Source organism: Nitrobacter sp., from assembly GCF_051535215.1.
GTDB lineage: Bacteria > Pseudomonadota > Alphaproteobacteria > Rhizobiales > Xanthobacteraceae > Nitrobacter.
The window spans coordinates 186,687-208,751 of the sequence record NZ_JBPPLY010000002.1; the positions used below are offsets into that span (position 1 = coordinate 186,687).

Below are 22,065 nucleotides of genomic sequence, written 5' to 3' on the forward strand. Positions count from 1 at the left end.
CAAGCACATCTTGAAAGAGTTCTAGCTGAGGTGAGGTAAGCGCCATCGGCCTTCGTCTTGGACAAGCAGGGAGTCATCGGTTCATCCGATGGCTCGATTCGAAGGGACGAGGGCGAGTTACATGGGATCGAGAAACGGCGCGTTGGGCGCGGCCGCGTTGATTGTTGCAGCCATAACAGGCGAATGTGCCCTGGCGCAGGCGCCGCAGCGGGTTACGGCAAATCCCGGAGCAGCGGATCATGCTGTGATCCGGTTCTCCATTCCCGCGCAACCGCTGGCGCCGGCCTTGGCCTCGTTCGGGAATGCCGCCGATCTTCAGGTACTCTATACCGCTGACGTTGCCCGGAACATGCGCACGAACGGTGTGCAGGGAGCGTTCTCCAAGGGAGAAGCATTGAGGCGGCTTCTTGCCGGGACAGGACTGGTCTATCGATTTACCAATGCCAGCACGGTCACGATAGAACGGACCGGATCGACGCGCACGGCGGCTGCCTCTGTTCCCGGTGCCATCCCGCTCGACACAATCGAGATCGAAGGCGGACAGCAGGCATTTGGTCCCGTCCATGGTTACGTGGCCGAGAACAGCAGCAGTGCCACCAAAATGAACACGCCGATCATTAGCACGCCGGCCTCTGTTTCCGTCGTCACCCGTCAGCAGATCGACGAACAGCAGGTACAAAGCGTGCCGGAAGCTCTGCGCTACTCGGCGGGCGTACAGCCGGAATCGCGGGGGGCCATGACGGCGCTGGATTACATCTATGCGCGCGGCTTCCCCGTGAACCAGTACCAGGATGGATTGAGGCTCCAGATGTCGGGCGGCTACGCGCTGCCGCAGATCGATCCCTACCATCTGGAGCGCATTGAGGTGCTGCGCGGGCCTGCGTCGGTTCTCTATGGACAGGGGGACTTAGGAGGCACCGTGAACCTCGTCAGCAAGCGTCCGACCGACGTACCCTTCCACGAGGTTCAGCTTCAGTTCGGTAATTACAAACGGGTTCAGACCGCATTCGATTTTGGCGGGCCGATCGATGCCGGCAAGGAGTGGACCTATCGCGTGAGCGGTATCGGCCATAAGTCCGACACCCAGGTCGACTTCGCCAAAGACGAACGAATTTCCATCGCGCCCGCGCTCCGCTGGCGGCCGGACGCCGACACTTCGCTGACGCTGCTTGCAAACTATCAGCATGATCCAAATGTCGGTTTCTACAACTGGGTGCCCGGCTACGGCACGGTGCTTACCAACCCCTTCATGCCGGGCGCGAAGATTCCCACAAGCTTCAATGCGGGGGATCCGGCTTTCGATCGCTATTCGAGGACGCTCGGCGAGATTGGCTATCAGTTCGAGCATCGTTTCAACGACGTCTTCACGGTTCGGCAGAACCTCCGCTATAGCCATGTGGATTCGGCGTTCGACAGGATTTATGCGAGCTATCTCGACGCCGATTTCCATACCCTCAACCGCTACGCCTGGCGGCTGCGTGACCAGTTGAACGGGGTTGCCGTCGACAATCAGTTGCAGGCCGATTTCGCGACCGGTCCGGTACGGCACAAGGTTCTGTTAGGCGTCGATTATCAAAACACCAGCTATCGCCAGCAGCTCGGCTACAATTTCGATCCCAGCGAGGTGCCGCCGATCGATATTTTCAATCCTGTCTATTTTCAGTCGATTCCGATTCCGGAACTCACGGACAAAACCAACCAGACCCAATCTCAACTCGGCTTCTATGCCCAGGATCACATCGAAATCGGCAAGTTGAACCTTCTCTTGGGCGGGCGTTCTGACAGCGCGAAGGCCCGTACGGATGTTTTCTATCTGGACCAGTTCATCGACTCCACCCCCCAAACCGATCGTGCCTTCACGGGGCGCGCCGGCGCGGTCTATGTCTTCGACTCCGGCATCGCTCCATATGTCAGTTTTGCTCAGTCGTTTCTGCCGACCATCGGTGTCGACGCCAATTTGGCTCCCTTCAAGCCGACCACGGGTACGCAATATGAAGCGGGCCTCAAATTCCAGCCCAACGGGACGAATGGTTTTGTCACGTTCTCCGTCTATGACCTGACACAGCAGAATGTTTTGACTCCGGATCCCGCCACCGGCGGACGGACCAGCATCCAGGTCGGGGAGATAAGGTCGCGCGGGATCGAGCTTTCGGCGGTCGCTTCTCTCAGCGAGAGCCTGAACGTGGTGGCGTCGTTCAGCCGCATGTCTCCGACTGTCACCAAAAGCTCCAATATAGGTCTCGCCGTGGGCAGCACTCCGGTCGGCCTTCCCGATATGATGGCGTCGCTGTGGGCGGACTACACCATCAAGGCCGGCCCGGCCGGAGGGGTGGGTTTCGGTGCCGGTGTTCGTTACGTAGGGAAAAGCTTTGGCGACGACGCCAACACGTTCAGTATTCCGGACGCCACTGTCGTCGACGCGGCGTTGCGCTACGATTTTGGCGTGAACAATCCGAGCTTGCGGGGATTGCAGGTTGCGATCAATGCGTCGAACCTGTTCGACAAGGAGTACGTCGCGACATGCTTGAATGCCGATTATTGCGCCTATGGCCTGCGTCGAAAAATTCTTGGCACAGTGACGTACCGCTGGTAACGACCTGCCGGCTGCTGGATAGCTTGCGTATTGTTGGACACACGATGTGACGCGTGCGGTGCTACGGCGATGGGTTTGGGTGCACACGTGGACGAGCCTCGTCTGCACGCTATTTCTGTTGCTTATATGCCTGACCGGGCTGCCGCTCGTTTTCGAGGAAGAGATCGACAATTGGCTCGGCAACGATCCGCCTTACGCGGCGTTGCCCGCTGAAACGCCGGCGGCCAATCTCGATCGTCTTGTAGCGGCGAGCCGGGGACTCTATCCGGGCGAAATCATCACTTCCATCTTCATCGACGACGACGAGCCGAAAGTCATCGTCTCGATGGCGCCGTCATGGGAGATTGCGAACGCCAATCCCAAGGCACAACACTGGATCAAATTCGACGCGCGCACAGGTGAGGTGCTGAAGCGGTCGAAGCCCATCGGCGAAGAGCCTGCGACCTTCACGGGCCTGATGCTTGATTTGCATCGAGATCTGTTCATGGGGCTCCCCGGTGAACTGTTCATGGGATCGATGGCGCTCCTGTTCGTTGTCGCCGTCGTTTCCGGCATTGTGCTCTATTCGCCGTTCATGCGGAGGCTCGACTTCGGCAGCGTGCGTCGCGGGCGCTCGCCGCGCCTTAAATGGCTCGACATGCACAACCTGCTCGGCGTTACCACGCTCGCTTGGGCGCTAGTGGTCGGAGCGACAGGAGCAATGAACGAACTCTCCACGCCGTTATTTGGATTATGGCAGCGAACCGACGTCGCTGCGATGTTGGAATCATGGCGAGATCATCCGGTCCCCGCAGTCTCCGACTTCGGTTCGGTGCAGTCGGCTCAGGATGCGGCCAAGGCGGCTCTGCCGGACATGAGGGTGAGCAGCATTATTTTCCCTGGCTCCAAATTCGGCACGCCCTATCACTATATGCTGTGGGCGAAGGGTGAGACGCCGCTGACCTCCCGCCTGTTCAATCCGGTGCTGGTCGACGCGCGGACCGGCAATCTCGACGGCATCGTGGCGATGCCGTGGTATCTGCGAGCGCTTGAGGTTTCACGCCCGCTCCATTTCGGCGACTACGGCGGCGTGCCGCTGAAGATCATCTGGATTTTGCTCGATCTCGTCACCATCGTCGTTCTCGCAAGCGGGCTCTATCTCTGGTTCGGAAAGCGCTCACGAGTCGAGGCCGGATCCGGCGAGGGCAATTCCAACGCGGAATTCAACCTTGGGGCTTCGCGGGAAGCGGCCGAATGAGCCCACAGACGCGATTGATGTGGAGTATCTGGCGCTGGCCGGTGGCACTGGCGTTGCTGACTGTGTTCGGCCTGCTTTCGGCCTTGCTCGGACAAGGTGGCATCTGGTGGGGACTTTCCTGGATCGCGCTTGCCTCGCCACTTGCCATCGTCGCTTGGTATGTCGTCGTCGTCGAGAATTGACGTGACGAAGACCTGCCGTTGCTCTGCAAACTTTAGAACAGATATAAACAATTGATATTGCGGCTGTTTGACCTTCCCTTATAGATGACCGGGCAGGGGATGGCGGACCGGTTTCAGGTCCGAGGGATGATGTCCGAGCTGGCAATTCCGCGATTCTATCATGTGGTGAAGGCGCATTACGCCGAGTTGCGCGCGTTTGCCGTCCGCCGGCTGCGCAATCGGGCGATTGCGGAGGAAATCGTGCAGGAGGCCTACCTGCGTCTCGCAGGGCATCGGGACGAGGTCGTCGAAAATCCGCGCGCCTATCTCTATCGCGTCGTCGGAAATCTCGTGACCGACCATCAGCGCCGGGAGAGGGTTCATTCGCAGGTCGCAACAGGCTTGACGGTCACAGTCGATGCAATCGACCCGGCAACCGATATCGAGCGTCAGCTTATCGCCAGAGAGCGGCTGGCGCTGCTTTCACAAGCGATTGCGGAATTGCCGCCCCGTTGCCGCGAATGCTTCATCCTGCGTCGGTTCGACGACCTGTCGCAGGAGGAGGTTGCACGCCGGATGGGAATCAGCCGCAGCATGGTCGAGAAACATCTCAGGCTTGCGCTCGTCCATTGCACCAGACGGCTGCGCGAGAGCGATTGAATTCGTTCGCTCTTCGACCTCCTCTTCTCTAGAAGTTATCCGTCATAGAGGATGAACAGGCGGAAAACCGCTGCCCCGCGCGGGAACGGATATCGGGACGTGAAAGAGCGATGAACCGTGGCGAGAAACAGCCGGCGATTGAGGAAGCCGCCGAATGGTTCGTTCGGCGCGACGCCGGGCCGCTTTCGCCCGGCGAGACGCAGGAGTTTGCGCGGTGGCTGTCCGACCCGAAAAACCGCACCGCCTATGCCGAGATTGGAGGTACGTGGGAAAATGTCGGCCGCCTTCCGCGCCCCGTCGAGGTGGAGAAGTCGCGCGGCATTGGATGGACGGCTCTCACCAGGCATGCAACGGCGTTAGCGGCGGCGCTTCTCGTTGTCGTCGGCCTCGGTTTTGCATTCGACTTGCCGATGCGGCTTCGGGCGGATGGCTATACCGGCGTCGGCGAGACGCGGACGCTGATGTTGCCGGACGGCTCGAAGGTGGTGCTGAATACCGAGAGTGCCGTCGCGCTCGCCTATGATGCAGGAGTCCGACGGGTGAGGCTGCTGCGGGGTGAGGCGGTCTTCACCGTGACCAAGGATCCGTCGCGGCCGTTTCTGGTCGATGCAGCCGGTGGCGAAGCGCGCGCTCTCGGCACCGAATTCGATGTCAGGAACGACGGCGACGGCGCGACGGTCACGGTGCTGGAGAGCCGCGTCGGCGTGTCCTATCCCGTGGGCGCGCCGGCATTAATTACGCTCGCGCCCGACGAGGCGGTTGACTATTCGGCCACCGGCCTCGGCGCGGTGCGTTCGGTCGATGCCAGCGTCGAAACCGCGTGGTTGAGAGGCAAGCTCATCTTTGTCGATCGCCCGCTGGGACAAGTGGTTGCCGAGCTCAACCGTTATCATCGCGGAACAATTCGAATTACTGACGCCGCGATGCGCGATCAGCGCGTCAGCGGCGTGTTCGATACCGCCGATCCCCTCCGCGTGATCGATTTCCTGGAAAGATCGCTCGGCCTGCATTCAACTCGGCTGACCGACTATCTCATCCTCCTGCACCGCTGATTCAAAAATATCTCCCGGACGACCTCCTCCTTTTTCGCCCCGCTTCGTCACAGCAGATGAAGGACGTGCGTCACCGGCGCGCGCCCCGGTCGCAAATGTGGGGGCGGATAGATGGATGTAGAGAGCAAGCTCGGGCGCACGCGGAGCCGCCGGCGGCAAACGCCGATCCTTACCGCATTTCTTCTCGCGACGAGCGCGATGCAGATGCTCGTCGTCCTGCCTCCCGCATGGTCCCAGCCTGCGCCGGCTGCGACTCGCAATTACGCGATTCCGGCAGGATCGCTTGCCCAGGCGCTCAATCGTTTTGCGGACATATCGCAATTGCAACTGGTCTCCAGCGGCGAAATCACGCGCGGATTGCACAGCAACGGCCTGAACGGCGCGTATGCTCCGCAACAGGCGCTGGCGCGGCTTCTCGCCGGCAGCGGTTTGACATATCGCTTCACCAGCCGCACCAGCGTCACCATCGAGCGGCCCGGCGCCGCCAATGGCGCTGCTGCGTCAGTAGCGGGCGCGATCAATCTCGACACGATCGATGTGCAGGGTGCGGGTAACCCGAATTCGACAATGACACCTATGCCCGCTTATGCGGGCGATCAGGTCGCGACGGGCGGACAGGTCGGGCTGCTCGGCAATCGTAGCGTGATGGATACGCCATTTAACCAGACGAGTTACACGGCGAAGACCATTCAAGACCAGCAGGCGCACACCTTGGCGGATGTGCTGGACAATGACGCTTCGGTGCGACGCTTAACACCAGGCAGCGGCGGCTTAGGCGATTTCACCGTTCGGGGCTTTCCGCTCTATAGTTCGGACATTGGTTTGAATGGCCTCTACGGGTTAGCCCCCGGCAACCTGATCTCTACCGATTTTGTCGAACGCGTCGAGGTACTGAAAGGTCCGAGTGCGCTGCTGAACGGTATGCCTCCCGGGGGAAGCATCGGGGGGAGTATCAACCTGGTGACGAAGCGTGCGGGTGCTGAACCGCTAACCCGGTTCACGACGGGGTATGTTTCGCGAGGGCAATTCGGGGAGCACGTTGATATTGCCCGCCGCTTTGGCGCTGACAATGCTTGCGGCGCGAGATTCAACGGCACGTTCACCGATGGCAAAACTGCCGTCGACAACACAAGCAATCAGATCGGCCTCGCCACGCTCGGTCTTGACTGCAGAACCGATCGGCTGCGGGTCTCCGCTGATTTTGGCTACCAAAAGAATGACACGCACGGCGCAACGCGCTTTGTGACGTTCGATCCCGGTGTTCCGGTCCTGCGGGCACCCGCAGCAGACAAGTTGTTTACGCCATCCTGGGCATTCTTCAACAACGAAGACAGGTTCGGGATGATGAACGCCGAGTACGATCTGGCGCCGAACGTAACGGCTTATGGAGCCTTCGGTCTTCACGACTACCAACAGAAGACACTCGTGGCCACGTTCCCCGACATTTTCGATACGGCTGGAAATTACGCGTCTGCGCCGCGCTATAGCGCCGCGGAGGCCAAGGCGCTTGCTGGTCAATTCGGCGTGCGGGCGACCACAGACACCGGCCCCGTCAATCATGCGCTCAACTTGAACGGGGCCGTCCTCGATTCGACCTATTATCAGTCGCCTTTCGTACAAGGCGCGGGGTTCACCTCCAACATCTACAATCCGGTTTTTGTCCCCTACCAGGATATCGCTCAACCGGGTGTTTCAAAGTCGAGCAATCAGAAGCTGACGAGCTTCGGCGTCGCGGACACGCTCTCAGTGCTCGATAAGCGCGTGCAATTGACGCTCGGTGTTCGGCATCAGGAAGTCAGCTCTGACAGCTTTGACATGAGGAGCGGTGCCGTGACGTCCGGCTATGACAAGAGCGCATGGACCCCGTCTTACGCCATTGTCGTAAAGCCATTGGAGAACGTTTCGCTTTACGCAAATTACATCGAGGGACTTCAACAGGGAAGCATCGTGGGAGCCGGCTTCTCGAATGAAGGTCAGGTTTTGCCACCATTCGTCTCGAAGCAGGTTGAGACCGGTATCAAGGTCGATTGGGGGAGGATTACCACGACGATCAGCGCATTTCAGATCCAGCAGCCCAATTTAATCACAGTTGCCGGAACGCCTCTGCCGACCCAGTCTCTGAATGGCGAGCAGCGCAATCGAGGCATGGAAGCTAACGCGTTCGGTGAACTCACACCGGGGCTCCGATTGTTGGGCGGTGTCATGTTAATTGATGGAAGGCAAACCAGAACTGACGGGGGCGTCAACGACGGCAAGAAGGCTCCCGGAGTTCCGGACTTCCAGCTCAATGTCGGTGCTGAATGGGATGCGCCCTTCGTGAAGGGGCTCGCGCTGAAAGCTCGAGCGATCTACACTGCATCCCAGTACTTCGATGCCGACAATACGCAGGTTATGCCGAGCTGGACTCGATACGACGTGGGCCTCCGCTATAAGACCAAAGCGTGGAATACGCCTTTGACCGTTCGATTTGATGTCCAGAACGTCTTCAACAAGAACTATTGGGAGACGAACTATTACGCCTATACTGCTCTGGGCGCACCGAGAACCTACCTTCTGTCTATCACTGCCGACTTCTAATGCGGGAGGCGCTTGACGGAATCCGGCGAGGTAATTTCGCCAATTGATGTCGCTGCTTCCCACCTAGTAGGGGGGCTTCATTATTCTGTTAGGAACGACGTCATTATTCAAAGATGAGATCATGCTCTGGACCGAGCTCCATGCGAGCGCCGTCGCAGGGAATCGCTGCGGCGGATGCGTAGGCTGCTTCGTCATGGGCCAAGTGCGCGAGTAGTCGTTTTTCTTCCGATCGCAAGACGGGTTTCGATCTCGATCAGTTGGATTCCGCGCGACCGAACGAACCAGCAAGGAGCTCAACCGTTCTTTATCCGATAGCGGAACTCAGTTGAGACCCTCCGGAATATGGCTGGAGGGGAAATCCTGAAACCCGTCCATGCGAATTTCCAAAGCCTGGAAGCTTTCAACGAAGCCGCTTTCGACGAGATGATGGATCGATCCACGGCGGGAGGCTACAAAAATTTCCTTTGGGCCTGCGGAATGGGGCGTCTCATTCGTCTTAGGTAATGAAGATGATCTGCGCAGAGATCCGTTCGAGGACAGGATGGACCGAAACTATGGCGCTTCCGTCCGGCGGAAGCTCCGACCCGCCATGTTTCCGCCTCTCGGCGGCGGGGAGCGATGATGCACGCCCCTGCCGCGTCCAATGCAAACCTGGTCGCCGGGAAGCGGGGGCGTCACAAGCTGCTGGTTCTTGGATTGGTCGCCGTGGTGGTTCTCGCCGGCGCAGCGCTCTTCCATCGCGTTCTGACGGCGGACGGCGAGACAGCGGTGACGGCGGCCATCGTCCGCGGCGACCTTGAAGAGACGGTGACGGCGACGGGGAAGATCCAGCCGCGGGCCTATGTGGACGTCGGGGCGCAGGCCTCGGGGCAGTTGCAGCGCATCCTGGTTCGGGTCGGTGATGTCGTGCGGCAGGGGCAACTCCTTGCAGAGATCGACCCTCAGGTTCAGGCGGCCAAGGTCGATGCCGACGAGGCGCAGCTTGCGCAGTACAACGCAAACCTCGTCGAACAGGATGCGAATGTCGAATTCGCCAAGGCAACGCTCGGACGCTATACCAAACTTGTCGCCGGCGACGGCATCTCGAAGATGGCCTTCGACGAGAGCACCCGCGACGCCAGGACATCCGCCGCCAAGGCGGATGCGATCCGCGCCCAGATCAAGCAGATGCAGTCGACGCTGAAGGCCGACCAGGTGGCGCTCGGCTACACCAAGATCTATGCGCCGATGGCCGGCACCGTGGTGTCGATCGATGCGCGCGAAGGCCAGACGCTCAATGCCGCCTATTCGACGCCGCAGATCCTGCGCATCGCCGACCTCGCCACCATGACGGTGTGGACGCAGGTGTCGGAAGCCGACGTGACGCGGCTCAAGAACGGCATGCCGGTCTATTTCACGACGCTGGGGCATGACGACCGGCGCTGGACGGCGACGGTGCGGCAGATCCTGCCGGCGCCTGCCAGGCCGGAGCGAGCGCCGGGTCAAACCGAGGCCAACGTCGCCGCGCCGTCTCCCGCCAACAACGTGGTGCTCTACACCGCCTTGTTCGACGTCGACAATGCGGGCGGCGATCTGCGGCCGGAGATGACGGCCCAGGCCTTCTTCGTGGTGGCCTCCGTGAAGGGCGGCACGATCGCGCCTGTCGCCGCGCTGCATTTCGCGGACAGCGACAAACATGCAGCGACGGTCATCCTGGTCGATGCCTCGGGACAGGAAAGCCGGCGCGACGTCAAGGTCGGCCTGCGTACGCGGTTTGAGGCGGAGATCCTGTCCGGACTCGCACCGGGCGACAGGGTCGTCACCGGACGCAAGCCGGATTCCGGTAAGGACTCGATCGTGAAGTTCCGCCTGTGAAGGCCGAGACGTCCATGTCCTCTCTGAGCGCCAGTGCGCCGCCGCTGATCGAACTCACCGACCTGCGCAAGACTTACATGAGCGATGAGACGGTCGCGGTCGAAGTCTTGCGCGGGATTTCGCTGTCCATCCGCGCCGGCGAGTTCGTGGCGATCATGGGGCAGTCGGGTTCCGGCAAGTCGACGCTGATGAACGTTCTCGGGCTGCTCGACAAGCCGACCGGCGGCACCTATCGCTTCGCCGGCCACGACGTCGCGGGCCTGTCGCGCGATGAGCTCGCCCGGTTGCGCCGCGATGCCTTCGGATTTGTGTTCCAGCAATACAACCTGATCCCGACTGTCACGGCAGTGGAGAATGTGGAGATCCCCGCGACCTATGCGGGGCTCGCGCGGAATATTCGCCACGCTCGCGCCGCCGACCTGCTGGCGCGTCTTGGTCTTGCGGACCGCGTCGATCACCGGCCCAATCAACTCTCCGGCGGCCAGCAGCAGCGCGTGTCGATCGCCCGCGCCTTGATGAACGGCGGCAGCGTCATCCTTGCCGACGAGCCAACCGGCGCGCTCGACAGTACAACCGGCGCGGAGGTGATGGCGCTGCTCGCAGAACTGGCGAAGGAAGGTCATACCGTCATCCTGATCACGCACGATCGCGAAGTCGCCGGGGCTGCGCACCGCATCGTCGAGATTCGCGACGGCATGATTATGTCCGACACCGGAAACGGCATGTCCGCGACCCCGCTCGGTATCGAGGGGGACCGTGACCGCGATGATGGCGCCTCCATTGTCTCGGACATGCGCGAGGCGCTGCATGCCGGGGGCCGGGCGCTTGCCTCCAACCCGTTCCGCACCGCGCTGACGCTGCTCGGCATCGTCATCGGCGTCGCCTCGGTGATCGCGCTACTGGCGATCGGCGAGGGCGCCAAGGAGAAGGTACTGGCGCAGCTTTCGATCTATGGCGCCAACCGCATGTACGTGATCCCCGGCGGCGAGAGCAGCCGCGGTCCCGGCGGCCGGCTTCTGGCGTCGGACGCCGATATCGTCCGGGGTGTGCCGAACGTTGCTGCCGCCATGCCATATCTCGAGGGCAAGGTAATCGTGCGCGCCGGCAACGTCGATTATCCGACCTCGGGCGTCGCCATCACCACCGATTTCCCGCGTATCCTGCACTGGTCTGTCGAGCACGGCGTGTTCTTCACCAGACAGGACGAGCGCTCGCTCGCCACCGTCGCGGTCATCGGCAGCAAGCTTGCCGCCCGCATGTTCCCGGACGGCTCCGATCCGGTGCGGCGGACGATCCTCGTCAACAACGTGCCGTTCCAGGTTATCGGCGTACTCTCCAGCAAGGGAGCGCTGTCGGGTGACAGCGACGACGACGACACGATCGTGTTTCCGTTCTCGACCGGCAGCGTGCGGGTCTTCGGCAAGCAGGAACTATCGTGGGTCTCGGTGCTGGTCGACGACCTCTCCCGCTCGGAGGAGACGGCGACAGCGATCACATCGACCCTGGAGGCCGCGCACCGGGTGCGCGATTTTCGAGTCTTCAACAAGGCGGCCAGCATCCAGGCTCAGGATCGCACCCAGAACACGCTGACCCTGCTGCTCGGCTTCACCGCGGCGATCTCGCTTCTGGTCGGCGGCATCGGTGTCATGAACGTCATGCTGATGACGGTCACCGAGCGCACCCGCGAGATCGGTATCCGCATGGCGACCGGCGCACGCACGGCCGACATCCTGCGCCAGTTTCTGACCGAAGCGATGATGGTCTCTGGCGTCGGTGGCCTTGCGGGCGCCTGCGTCGGTCTTCTGGCCGGTGTCGGCGCCGCGGTGATCTTCGAGATGCCAGTGATCTTTTCGCTGGTGGCGGTTCTCGGTGCCGTCATTTGCGCCGTGCTCACCGGCCTCGTCTTCGGCTTCATGCCCGCGCTACGCGCCGCGCGGCTGGAGCCCGTCGCAGCCCTGGCACGGGAATAGTAGGCGCCATTCAGAATAAACTCAATAAAACTTAGATGTCTTTGAAGTTGTAATAAGTTGTCGAAGAAATCTTATATCTGCACCGAATCGCCGACGCGGCAGTTTCTCGACTGGGCGTTTCGTTATCTTCGGGACGGTTCATTTTTCGGCAGCCGGAGCGTTCATCGGGCTCGTTCCAGGGGCCGTGACGAGGAAGGCTTAGGTTGCTTTATCTTTGGATTCGTGACTTGTTCCTTGAGCCGGACGCCGCGACCGCCGGCCAAGCTTTGACCATCCGGACTAATCAACTCGATGCCCGCGTTGTCCAGAGCTGAAACCAGCTTCATCAGGGAATCGACATTTCCCCGGATGACGCCATCACTTGCTTCCATGCGTTGAATAGTCGGAACTGAAAGATCCGCTAGTTCAGCCATTTGCCGTTGATCTATATTCAGCAGCGCACGGGCGGCCTTGAGTTGATTAGCGGAAATCATGAATTTGGCCAGCTCCAATACGACTCAATGAATATATAGTCCTCTATGTATAAAATATCTAAAATATAGTATCAAGCATCAATTTAAGTGCATGATACATCACGTCGCACCATAACGCCTAGGATGCGTCCCGACGAGCTTCTGGCAGCGGGACTCCCCAGATTCGGCAAGTTCAAGGTAACGCCCGTAGGGGCTGTACCAAGTTGGTGTGCAGCAGATAGCTGATAGTGATTCCGCCCATTTGGCCAATGATGGCATCAGCGGTGGTGCCGAAGCTACGGCCAAACTACTGTGGCAATTGCCTCCCTGATGCAAGAGCGTCGGTGATAAAGAAGCTGAGTTCCGCAAGGATTTGTCGCGCCAGGGCATGCGGCAAACAGAGAAGTCCTGAGCTTACGTTGCGGGGCGTAATCTGTATCGCGAGGTTCAGCGAGGTCTGACTCGAGGTATGACCATGATTCGACATCGATCATGGAAACGGTGCTGAAGTTGTGGGGCATCCTCGCTGCGGGACGTGAAGCAGGATGTGCCTATTGTCTTCGCCGGAGCATACGGCGGTGAGCGCGGGCGCATCATTGGCGGATTGCTGAACGCGGAACCACACGAGACCGGCTCGATGCGAGCAAAAACAGCACGCTGCCGAGACGCTGAACCGACGACCCGCGTCGCCTGAGAGCCGCGCAAGCGTCAGGCGACGTCGGCTTTCAAAGAAGCCGCAACTTGCAGCTAGAAGATTTGCGCGCCATTGCAGCGCGTCTCGTTCGCCGGTTGCGGGCCACATGTGGCGTCGAAGTCCAGCCGCGCAAAGCCAATCAAACATCACCGCATGCTCTATCGCCGACGCAAACACGTTGGACCCGCACTAGGAACTGGCGGCGCGCATAAAACTTTGGTGATGCATGGCAAGGACGAAGATATGATGTTTCAAATGCATGGACTGATGCATAAGCGAGTCTAATGCACCGAATAAGAAATAATAATTGGTGTTTATTCCATCATCTTTTATGTTCGGTGCTCGTGAATAGTGGTCGAAGATACGAGCTTTTACGCTTTCATTGCCTATCACATCGACCTTTCGGAAGAAGACTGCAGCTCCACCGCTGCTATTCGGAAGCCCGATGGTGGCCGATCAAATGTGTCCAGCTCGATGTTGGGGAGGGGTGCCCGTGATCGCGAAGCGCTTAGCCAGGCAAGGCTCGGCGTACCGCCTGACGAGTAACGATCGTCAGTCCATCCCCGGATGGAGCTTCAAGAAGGAGCCGATCGCTGCACCGCGGGAAATGCCTCGAAACTCGAGGTGACCACGGGCGGAGAGGGTGGAGCTTTCTATCGTACGGGCAAACTTGATCCGCGCAGCGCTGATACCGCCGTTGCCGCGGAGTGAAATTCGATCCGGAACTTTCGGATCACAGAGAGAAGGAGAGATACATGAACGTTCAAAACGAGAAATCGGTGACCGTCCGCGGCAAGGACCGCTACAAATCCGGCGTCATGTCCTACAAGAAGATGGGCTATTGGGAGCCGGACTACACGCCGAAGGACACCGACGTCATTTGCCTGTTCCGGGTTACGCCTCAGGATGGCGTCGATCCGATCGAAGCCTCGGCGGCGGTGGCCGGTGAATCCTCGACGGCGACCTGGACCGTGGTATGGACGGACCGCCTCACGGCGGCGGAAAAATACCGCGCCAAGTGCTATCGCGTCGACCCGGTACCCGGAGCGGAAGGCCAGTACTTCGCCTATATCGCCTACGATCTCGACCTGTTCGAACCCGGTTCGATCTCCAACCTCACCGCGTCGGTCATCGGCAACGTGTTCGGCTTCAAGCCGCTCAAGGCCTTGCGGCTCGAGGACATGCGGTTGCCCGTTGCTTACGTCAAGACGTTCAAGGGGCCGCCCACCGGCATCGTCGTCGAGCGCGAGCGCCTCGACAAGTTCGGCCGGCCGCTGCTCGGCGCCACCGTCAAGCCGAAGCTCGGCCTGTCCGGCCGCAATTACGGCCGCGTGGTCTATGAGGCCCTGAAAGGCGGTCTCGACTTCACCAAGGACGACGAGAACATCAACTCGCAGCCGTTCATGCACTGGCGGGAACGCTTCCTCTACTGCATGGAGGCGGTCAATCGCGCCCAGGCAGCGACCGGCGAGATCAAGGGCAGCTACCTCAACGTCACGGCAGCGACGATGGAGGACATGTACGAGCGCGCCGAGTTCGCGAAAGACTTGGGTTCGGTGGTTGTCATGATCGACCTGGTGATCGGCTACACCGCGATCCAGTCGATGTCGAATTGGGCGCGCAAGAACGACATGATCTTGCATCTGCATCGCGCCGGCCATTCGACCTACACGCGGCAGCGCTCTCACGGCGTGTCGTTCCGCGTCATCTCCAAATGGATGCGGCTCGCCGGCGTCGATCATATCCACGCCGGAACCGTGGTCGGCAAGCTGGAAGGCGACCCGCTGACCACGCGCGGTTTCTACGATATCTGCCGCGAGGAGCACAATCCGATGCAGCTCGAGCACGGCATCTTCTTCGACCAGAACTGGGCGAGCCTCAACAAGGTGATGCCGGTCGCTTCCGGCGGCATTCATGCCGGCCAGATGCACCAGCTCATCCAGCACCTCGGTGAGGATGTGGTGTTGCAGTTCGGCGGCGGCACCATCGGTCACCCGATGGGCATCCAGGCCGGTGCGACGGCGAATCGTGTGGCGCTCGAGGCGATGATCCTCGCTCGCAACGAAGGTCGCGATTACGTCAGCGAAGGGCCGGAGATCCTGGCCAAGGCAGCCGCAAGCTGCACGCCGCTGAAGCAGGCGCTTGAGGTGTGGAAGGACGTCACCTTCGACTACGCCTCGACCGACGCTCCCGACTATGTGCCGACCGCCGTTCCTGCGGCGTAATGGAGGACATCATGCGTATTACTCAAGGTTGTTTTTCGTTCCTGCCCGATCTGACCGACGATCAGATTTCCCGGCAGATCCAGTACTGCCTCAGCCAGAACTGGGCGGTGAACATCGAGTTCACCGACGATCCGCATCCCCGCAATACCTATTGGGACATGTGGAATTTGCCGATGTTCGACCTGCCGGACGCGGCAGGCGTGCTGATGGAGTTGAAGGAGTGCCGGAAGGTCTATGGCGACCGCTACATCCGGATCTCCGGGTTCGATTCCAGTCATGGCTGGGAGTCGGTGAAGATCTCTTTCATCGTCAACAGGCCCAAGAACGAGCCGGGCTTCCGGCTCGAGCGCCAGGAATCCGATAGTCGCAATGTCCGGTACACCACGACCTCCTATGCGGTGGCTGAACATCCTGAGGGTGAGCGCTATTAATAAGTCCATCCGACAACAGCTGAACGATCTATCCTTCTGATCGTCCAGCGCGGATGCATTGCTCCGTCGTCTCCTGACGACGGAGCCTTCCTTTCCGAACGGCTTTTGCTCGCGCGGTGGATAATAAACAGCTCTGTGGCCGAAGTAATCAGGACCACCTTCGATGCAAGAACAAGTCAACCTTCGCGAGGAACTCGAAGCCGTCGGAATCGGCGAGATCCTCAAGCAGCTCGATCAAGAGCTGATCGGCCTCAGGCCCGTCAAAACACGAATCCAGGAGATTGCGTCGCTGCTTCTCGTGGAGCGGATACGCAAGAAAATGGAACTGACGTCGGAGAACCCGACGTTGCACATGTCATTTACCGGGAATCCCGGCACCGGCAAAACCACCGTTGCCTTGCGGATGGCTGATATTCTCCATCGGCTGGGTTATGTACGCCGCGGCCATGTCGTGTCGGTCACGCGCGACGAACTGGTCGGACAGTATATCGGCCACACCGCGCCGAAGACCAAGGAGATATTGAAAAAGGCGATGGGCGGCGTGCTGTTCATCGACGAGGCCTATTATCTCCATCGGCCCGACAACGAACGCGACTACGGCCAGGAAGCCATCGAGATCCTGCTTCAGGTCATGGAATCGCAGCGCGAAGATCTGGTGGTCATTCTCGCAGGTTACGCCGACCGTATGGAAAGATTTTTTTCCAGCAATCCCGGTTTTCGTTCCCGCATCGCCCATCACATCGACTTCCCCGACTACACCAACGAGGAGCTGCTCGCGATCGCGGAGGTAATGCTGCGCCACATGAACTACAAGTTCACCTCTGATGCTCGCGACGCCTTTGTACGCTACATCGCTTTGCGCAAGGCGCAGCCGTTGTTCTCCAACGCGCGCTCGATCCGCAACGCGCTGGATCGTATTCGCTTGCGTCAGGCCAATCGCCTGGTCGCGGACCAAAATGCCATCCTGACTGTCGACGATGTCCAGTCGGTGGTGGCGTCCGACGTTCTTGCAAGTCGTGTGTTCGAGACGTCGCGGCCTGCCATTGTCGAGCAATAACGCAACCGCCCACAAACCAGGTTGCGTTCAGCCAAGAACCGGTGGTCACAAGGTGACTTGACAAAGATCTTCAGCGATTTCGTAACGATCGCAGGTTCGAGCGCTTTTTCTTTATCTGTCGCAGCGCGCCCCCTCTCGATGCCGGCTTCAGCCAAATTAGCAACCTTGGATAACCACGCAGGCGGCGGAGGCTGCACTGGAAGCTGGGCTGTTCGATGGCTGGTGGAGCGAATGCGTTCATAGCCCTCAATTTAGGATTCGACCCGGTTCGGAACGTTCGGTGTCGATGTCCTGAAATGATTGCCTGCGCCTTCGAAGATGGCTTCAAGGCTGCAATCGCACCTGCGGATGGTTACGTCGCAATATAACGGGTCGATCTCGATGCCATGACCGCGGCGGGGGGGCGTGGCGTCGGTGTTGACGCGAGCCGGGCCGATTGTATTACGCGCGAAGCGATTATATGACGCGGTGCCTTGCAACTTCGTCGCAGCGCATACGGCGGGCCATGACCACATTTGAAGTTCTCGAACTCCGTCTCGGTCGCGCCGCGCCTCTCGGCTCGACCGGCGCGCTTAGCGCCATCGATAAACAACGGGTGCACGGGCCGGTGTCCGTAGGTTATTCAGGCTGCGAGGGCGACGAGCAGGCTGACCGCAAGCACCATGGCGGACCACAAAAGGCCGTTCATGCCTACTCTGCATCGCACTTCTCGGCATGGGCCAAAGAGATACCGGCGCGTGCCGATCGCTTCCGACCGGGCGCCTTCGGCGAGAACCTTGTGGTTGACGGCATCAGCGAGTCCGGTCTTTGCCTGGGCGACCGCTGGCGCATCGGCTCGGTATTGGTCGAAGTCAGTCAGGGTCGCCAGCCGTGCTGGAAGCTTAATATACGCTTCGATGTGCCGGACATGGCACGCCGAGTGCAAGATACCGGGCGAACCGGATGGTACTTCCGGGTCATCGAGCCCGGCTCCATCATGGCAGGCGATCATGGCAGGCTCTCAGCACGGCCGAATCCTGCCTGGTCGCTCGCTCGAGTCTCCCATCTTCTCTACCATGACCGAATGAACCGGCCGGCGCTTGCTGAATTTGCCGATCTTCCGGGTCTTCCCGAAAGCTGGCGCCGGCTGGCCATGTCCCGTCTGGCATCCGGCAGGATCGAAGACTGGTCCCGGCGGATCGAGACGCCGCGATCCCGCTCTGCCTGACCCTCTCGGTTGCTGCTCCACTCGGCCATTTTTTTCGGCTTGCACCTTTCTGACGGAAGCAGTGAAGCAATCCGAAAGCGCGTGTCGACAGCCATCGTGGGCAAACCCATGCGATCGCGGCACAGAGATCCTGCGAAGGTCGACGATTCCGGCTCGGCGAACCTGTGCGGCGAGAAGGTCCTGTTGGACTTCAGGGGTTTTCAGGAATTTAAGTGTGTGGTTGCGAAATATGCGGTCAGCCGCCAGTCGATGTTCCGCTTTGTGCTGGGGCAGGGCTCGGTACCTTCGTGCCACCGCTTGGGGCAGGCACCTCCACACACCGGCAGCATACGACAGTCGCCGCATGGAAAGCGTCTTGCTAGGACGTCGTCATTGAAGACGCTGAGAGCATTTCCTTGCGAGCTTTCGTCCGCACTCAAAGAACCGAGTTGATAGATATTGGGAGTTCCGTATTCAGGGACGTATGAGGTTTCCGTACAATTGAAAAGCCGGCCGTGGGCATCGACCAACTTCGCATTCGGCATGACAGCCAGGCATACGATGGGCCGTTTCTGCGGAAGCCAATTGACTGCAAAACCCAGATTGTAGAGCTCCGTGAGCCATTCCTTTTCGGCCGTTGCATATTCATCAGGGTGAAGCGCATCTGCGGACGTGCTGCGGCCACCCCACTCGTACACCGATGCCGTGTAGAAGTTGACCCGCGAAGCCAGGCCGGCATCGGCGATGCGCCGAACCAGCGGTACAACGCCTTGCAGGTTTCGACGATCCACATTGCAGCGGATGCTCAGCTTGCAGGTTATGTCGGCATCCGCCGCTATCCTGATGAAATTGCGCCAGATGACATCGAAGCTCGGAGCACCCGCCTTGTTGTGGCGGCGCTTGTCGTGATATTCGCGGTCGCCATCGAGGGTGATCTCGATTTCATGAACCCCGAGGCGAAGAAGCTCTTCCACGACATCCTGTTTCAGGAGAATGCCATTGGTAATCACCTTCGCCTGGTAACGACAGTTCGCCTGGGCGGCAAGCTTCTGCAATAGGGGGGACAGCTTCCGGATGGATGGCATGCCGAGCAACGGTTCTCCACCGAACCAGCAGACCCCCATTGCTTTGTATGTGCCGGTCGCCAGTGCGTTTGCGGCTCGTTGAACGATCCTGCTCTGATCGTCGTCCGACAATTGTGTCCGGCCGTGTTTCTGTCCACAATAGCCGCAGCCAAGCTGACAGGCGTCGGTCGTTTGAATGACCGTATAAAACGTATCGTCACTACGGATCGCCGCCATGTTCCGACGGACGACGATGCCGAGTTCGTCCTGGTCGTCGTCGATCAGCAACTCCATCCGATGCAGATCGTTCAAGATTTGAGCGGGCAATTCCTCGCAACGATTGTTCTTGACGAGTTGCCAGCTCTTCTCGTCAAGGACAACCGGTGTGGCCGTTCGGGTCGCGAAAACTGCCCTGCAATTGAGGGCAGTCGTCGGATCGCGCAACGGCGGAGATTCCACGTGATAGTGGCTGAGTTTCATTGCGGCCGGGTTTTTTGTTGAATCCCAATATCAAGTGCCGGCATGGAGCCGCAGCCGCTTCCGCCTCCGCAGCTACAGTTGTTCGACGCCTCCGCGCCAGCGATCCGGCGCAAGTTCGGAGCTGCCTCGGCGATTTGCCGTGCAAGCTCCGGGTTGGTAATCAGCAATCTGCCGTGGGCATCGATGTGCAGATCGTCGGCCGTTACGGCCTTGATGGCGTCGGCGAGAGATTTCGGCATGACCACTCCTCAGCGTTGCTGCTTGTCGCCGAGCTGCGGAAGCTGCGGCATCTGACAGTCGCAATTGTTTGAAGCACCCGTTCCTGCGACCCGCTTCAGATTCGGCACCGCGCCGGAAACAGCCTTTGCAATATTTGGATTGTCGATCACCACGCGTCCAAATGAGTCGATGGAAATATCGTGTTCTTTAAGGTCCTTGAGAGAGTCATGAAGCGTCGGCATTATGATTTTCCTCCTTCTTGCTGTGCCACTGCTGTGGCATGGAGCCAAACGGGCAACTCAATGCACCTGAGTCGAGTGTTGTAATTCCCCGCATCCATGGAGCCAATTTTCCGGACCTCAGCTCCATCGTTCCATCATCGGCCAGACGGCCGAGATGATTTCGTTCGTCCGATAACGCCACGGTGCATTTGCCGATGGCGCCATCAGCCCGGATGACAAACGAGTTCGCCTTCGCCGCATAGCAGATGGTCGTGCCCGGACCGTCGTGAGCGCGGGGAAGGTGACCGTCGATGAGCGCCTGGAAGTTCGCCAGCAGATCAGCCCGTTCTTTCCGGGAGAAGGTCTTGAAGGAGCCGGTCTTGGGCCCGCCCCAATCCTGAACACCTTGAAGGTCCACGCAAAACCGGTTGTCGTTTCCGAACTGCGCGACAATTTCAGAGATGAATGCAGGAAAAACCTCGATGTTATGCGGTCCGAAATGCAGCCGCAGAATGATCGAGAACTTGAGGTCGGACGCTCGCAGTGCGACGAGGTTATTCCAGATCCGCTGGTATGTTCCGTCGCCGAATTGAGTCGGTCGCGTCCTGTCGTGACTGTCAGCAGGCCCGTCGAGCGTGATCTGGTACTCCCACACGCCTGCGCTCGAGAGTTCTTTCGCCGTTTCAATGTCGAGAAGATATCCGTTCGTCGTCATGCTGCTGTAGAAATCGCAGGACGCCGCTTCGCTGGCCCGCTTCTTGCCGAAACGGCAGAGGTCCAGGATGATGTTTTTCGCCAGCAGCGGCTCGCCGCCGAACCATGCAAGTTTGAGAAGCGAGAGTTCGGATATTCGGTGATCGATTAAATTCTTGATCGCCTGAATGGTTTTCGGCTTCATCTTTCCAATCGAGAAATCTTCATAACAATACGTGCAGCGGAAGTTGCATTTCTCGGTCGGGAAAATGATAAGTTCTAAAATCTTCGGTGATATCGCCTTTAAAAGGCTTTCATCAAATGGGCTGTTGCGAGAAGCAGGTGTCTCGTTCACCAAACTCATGATTGAACCTCAAAATATTCAGACAAAAATATTACGTGGAACCTATTTTCGGATTTTCAGAACGTCAAAGCCGTTCGCGCGCAATAACTAATGCGCGCTTTTCCACTGCTGCAGAATAGAGCATTAAAGTCGACAGGAATTTCAGTTCTAATAAATGCGATTGAATCGTGACTTCGAAATTCTCTGAGCCGATGCAAACGATTAGATTGAGAGCGTTGTTTCCGATTGGCCTGTTTACGAAAAGGCGAAGGAAAAAATCCAATGGAGTTAAAGAAAAAACGGCTGCTCGCATTCGAAGGAAAACATAAAAATATGCAGCGGACAGCAGGGACGCGTGCGTTGAAAGGCGACACGCCTCAGTTGAAAACGGGTGCACGAACACAAGCGCCGGGTGAAAAGATTGTTTGCCGGCAGGCTTGTCAGAAATCGATGTTGACGGCGACGTCCTTTTCGCCCGCTCGCTCGACGGCTGCAGACGCAACCGCGAGAGCCCGCAGGTCGACTCCCGCTCCATCCGCGCGATGTCCTGCGCCGATGCGCGGCCGGGTGCGCGCGTCGATCACCCACCGATTTTGACGATCGTCCGCTCGATCAGAAGGTGTCGGCCACCGCATGCTGAGCGTCCCCGATGGTGACGGGCTGAGCCACCTCGTCGGTGAAGACCGTTCCGGCTGCGACGAGTTCGGCCTTGGCCTCCTGTTGGCCCCTGGTGTCCGCGCCCACATAGGCCAGATGCGTTCCCCGCCTGACTTGCGAGGCCTTCAGGATTGCTGCGAAGGATGAGGTGATAGAAATGATCACGTTCGATTCCGCGCTGGGAACGCCGTGCCTTCGTCGAAATCAACACCGACCGGCAGGTATGTGGGAGCCGAGGC

General features: G+C 59.4%; 19 protein-coding genes. 12 read left to right on the forward strand and 7 right to left on the reverse strand.

Features of this window, described 5'->3' with window-relative positions; all coding sequences use genetic code 11:
* Positions 1 to 142: 142 nt before the first annotated feature.
* From ACS3WB_RS03520 to ACS3WB_RS03555, 8 genes are all read left to right on the forward strand, one after another.
* A complete protein-coding gene (locus tag ACS3WB_RS03520) occupies positions 143 to 2,593 on the forward strand; it encodes a TonB-dependent siderophore receptor (RefSeq protein WP_438274184.1) in 2,451 nt (816 codons plus the stop codon).
* A 79-nt stretch (positions 2,594 to 2,672) separates the two neighbouring features.
* Complete coding sequence (locus ACS3WB_RS03525) at positions 2,673 to 3,830, forward strand: PepSY-associated TM helix domain-containing protein (RefSeq protein ID WP_438274185.1); 1,158 nt, start codon at positions 2,673 to 2,675, stop codon at positions 3,828 to 3,830.
* Positions 3,827 to 4,012, forward strand: coding sequence for a hypothetical protein (locus ACS3WB_RS03530; RefSeq protein ID WP_438274186.1), 186 nt, complete (start codon positions 3,827 to 3,829; stop codon positions 4,010 to 4,012). Before ACS3WB_RS03525 ends, ACS3WB_RS03530 begins: the two co-directional genes overlap by 4 nt.
* 129 nt (positions 4,013 to 4,141) lie before the next feature.
* Positions 4,142 to 4,651: an RNA polymerase sigma factor gene (locus ACS3WB_RS03535; RefSeq protein WP_438274187.1), complete on the forward strand. Its 510-nt coding sequence runs from the start codon at positions 4,142 to 4,144 to the stop codon at positions 4,649 to 4,651.
* A 110-nt stretch (positions 4,652 to 4,761) separates the two neighbouring features.
* Positions 4,762 to 5,703 carry a FecR family protein gene (locus ACS3WB_RS03540; protein ID WP_438274188.1) on the forward strand — a complete coding sequence of 314 codons (942 nt, stop codon included), beginning with the start codon at positions 4,762 to 4,764 and terminating at the stop codon, positions 5,701 to 5,703.
* A gap of 111 nt (positions 5,704 to 5,814) precedes the next feature.
* Entirely contained in the window at positions 5,815 to 8,280 is a 2,466-nt protein-coding gene (locus ACS3WB_RS03545; protein ID WP_438274189.1) for a TonB-dependent siderophore receptor, read from the forward strand.
* 621 nt (positions 8,281 to 8,901) lie between these two features.
* Positions 8,902 to 10,134 carry an efflux RND transporter periplasmic adaptor subunit gene (locus tag ACS3WB_RS03550; RefSeq protein WP_438274190.1) on the forward strand — a complete coding sequence of 411 codons (1,233 nt, stop codon included), beginning with the start codon at positions 8,902 to 8,904 and terminating at the stop codon, positions 10,132 to 10,134.
* A gap of 14 nt (positions 10,135 to 10,148) precedes the next feature.
* Positions 10,149 to 12,104, forward strand: coding sequence for a MacB family efflux pump subunit (locus ACS3WB_RS03555; protein ID WP_438274191.1), 1,956 nt, complete (start codon positions 10,149 to 10,151; stop codon positions 12,102 to 12,104).
* Between the two features lie 161 nt (positions 12,105 to 12,265).
* Here ACS3WB_RS03555 and ACS3WB_RS03560 read toward each other — a convergent pair whose 3' ends face one another.
* A complete protein-coding gene (locus ACS3WB_RS03560; protein ID WP_438274363.1) occupies positions 12,266 to 12,577 on the reverse strand; it encodes a helix-turn-helix domain-containing protein in 312 nt (103 codons plus the stop codon).
* Positions 12,578 to 14,005: 1,428 nt separating this feature from the next.
* Here ACS3WB_RS03560 and ACS3WB_RS03565 point away from each other — a divergent pair.
* From ACS3WB_RS03565 to ACS3WB_RS03580, 4 genes are all read left to right on the forward strand, one after another.
* Entirely contained in the window at positions 14,006 to 15,475 is a 1,470-nt protein-coding gene (locus ACS3WB_RS03565; RefSeq protein ID WP_438274192.1) for a form I ribulose bisphosphate carboxylase large subunit, read from the forward strand.
* A gap of 11 nt (positions 15,476 to 15,486) precedes the next feature.
* Positions 15,487 to 15,906: a ribulose bisphosphate carboxylase small subunit gene (locus ACS3WB_RS03570; RefSeq protein WP_438274193.1), complete on the forward strand. Its 420-nt coding sequence runs from the start codon at positions 15,487 to 15,489 to the stop codon at positions 15,904 to 15,906.
* A gap of 163 nt (positions 15,907 to 16,069) precedes the next feature.
* Positions 16,070 to 16,963 carry a CbbX protein gene (gene cbbX / locus ACS3WB_RS03575; RefSeq protein WP_438274194.1) on the forward strand — a complete coding sequence of 298 codons (894 nt, stop codon included), beginning with the start codon at positions 16,070 to 16,072 and terminating at the stop codon, positions 16,961 to 16,963.
* Positions 16,964 to 17,468: 505 nt separating this feature from the next.
* A complete protein-coding gene (locus tag ACS3WB_RS03580; RefSeq protein WP_438274195.1) occupies positions 17,469 to 18,170 on the forward strand; it encodes an MOSC domain-containing protein in 702 nt (233 codons plus the stop codon).
* 200 nt (positions 18,171 to 18,370) lie between these two features.
* Here ACS3WB_RS03580 and ACS3WB_RS03585 read toward each other — a convergent pair whose 3' ends face one another.
* The 6 genes from ACS3WB_RS03585 to ACS3WB_RS03610 form a co-directional block, all read right to left on the reverse strand.
* Positions 18,371 to 19,657 carry a radical SAM protein gene (locus ACS3WB_RS03585; protein ID WP_438274196.1) on the reverse strand — a complete coding sequence of 429 codons (1,287 nt, stop codon included), beginning with the start codon at positions 19,655 to 19,657 and terminating at the stop codon, positions 18,371 to 18,373.
* A gap of 32 nt (positions 19,658 to 19,689) precedes the next feature.
* Positions 19,690 to 19,932, reverse strand: a complete 243-nt coding sequence (locus ACS3WB_RS03590; protein ID WP_438274197.1) for a hypothetical protein — start codon at positions 19,930 to 19,932, stop codon at positions 19,690 to 19,692.
* Between the two features lie 9 nt (positions 19,933 to 19,941).
* Positions 19,942 to 20,154: a hypothetical protein gene (locus tag ACS3WB_RS03595; RefSeq protein ID WP_438274198.1), complete on the reverse strand. Its 213-nt coding sequence runs from the start codon at positions 20,152 to 20,154 to the stop codon at positions 19,942 to 19,944.
* Positions 20,138 to 21,190 (reverse strand): radical SAM protein, encoded by a 1,053-nt coding sequence (locus ACS3WB_RS03600; protein WP_438274199.1) that lies wholly within the window; start codon positions 21,188 to 21,190, stop codon positions 20,138 to 20,140. The genes ACS3WB_RS03595 and ACS3WB_RS03600 overlap by 17 nt, the downstream gene beginning before the upstream one ends.
* Positions 21,191 to 21,254: 64 nt before the next feature.
* On the reverse strand, positions 21,255 to 21,704 hold the full coding sequence (locus tag ACS3WB_RS03605; RefSeq protein WP_438274200.1) for a hypothetical protein: 450 nt from the start codon (positions 21,702 to 21,704) through the stop codon (positions 21,255 to 21,257).
* Between the two features lie 77 nt (positions 21,705 to 21,781).
* A complete protein-coding gene (locus ACS3WB_RS03610) occupies positions 21,782 to 21,991 on the reverse strand; it encodes a hypothetical protein (protein ID WP_438274201.1) in 210 nt (69 codons plus the stop codon).
* Positions 21,992 to 22,065: the final 74 nt, after the last annotated feature.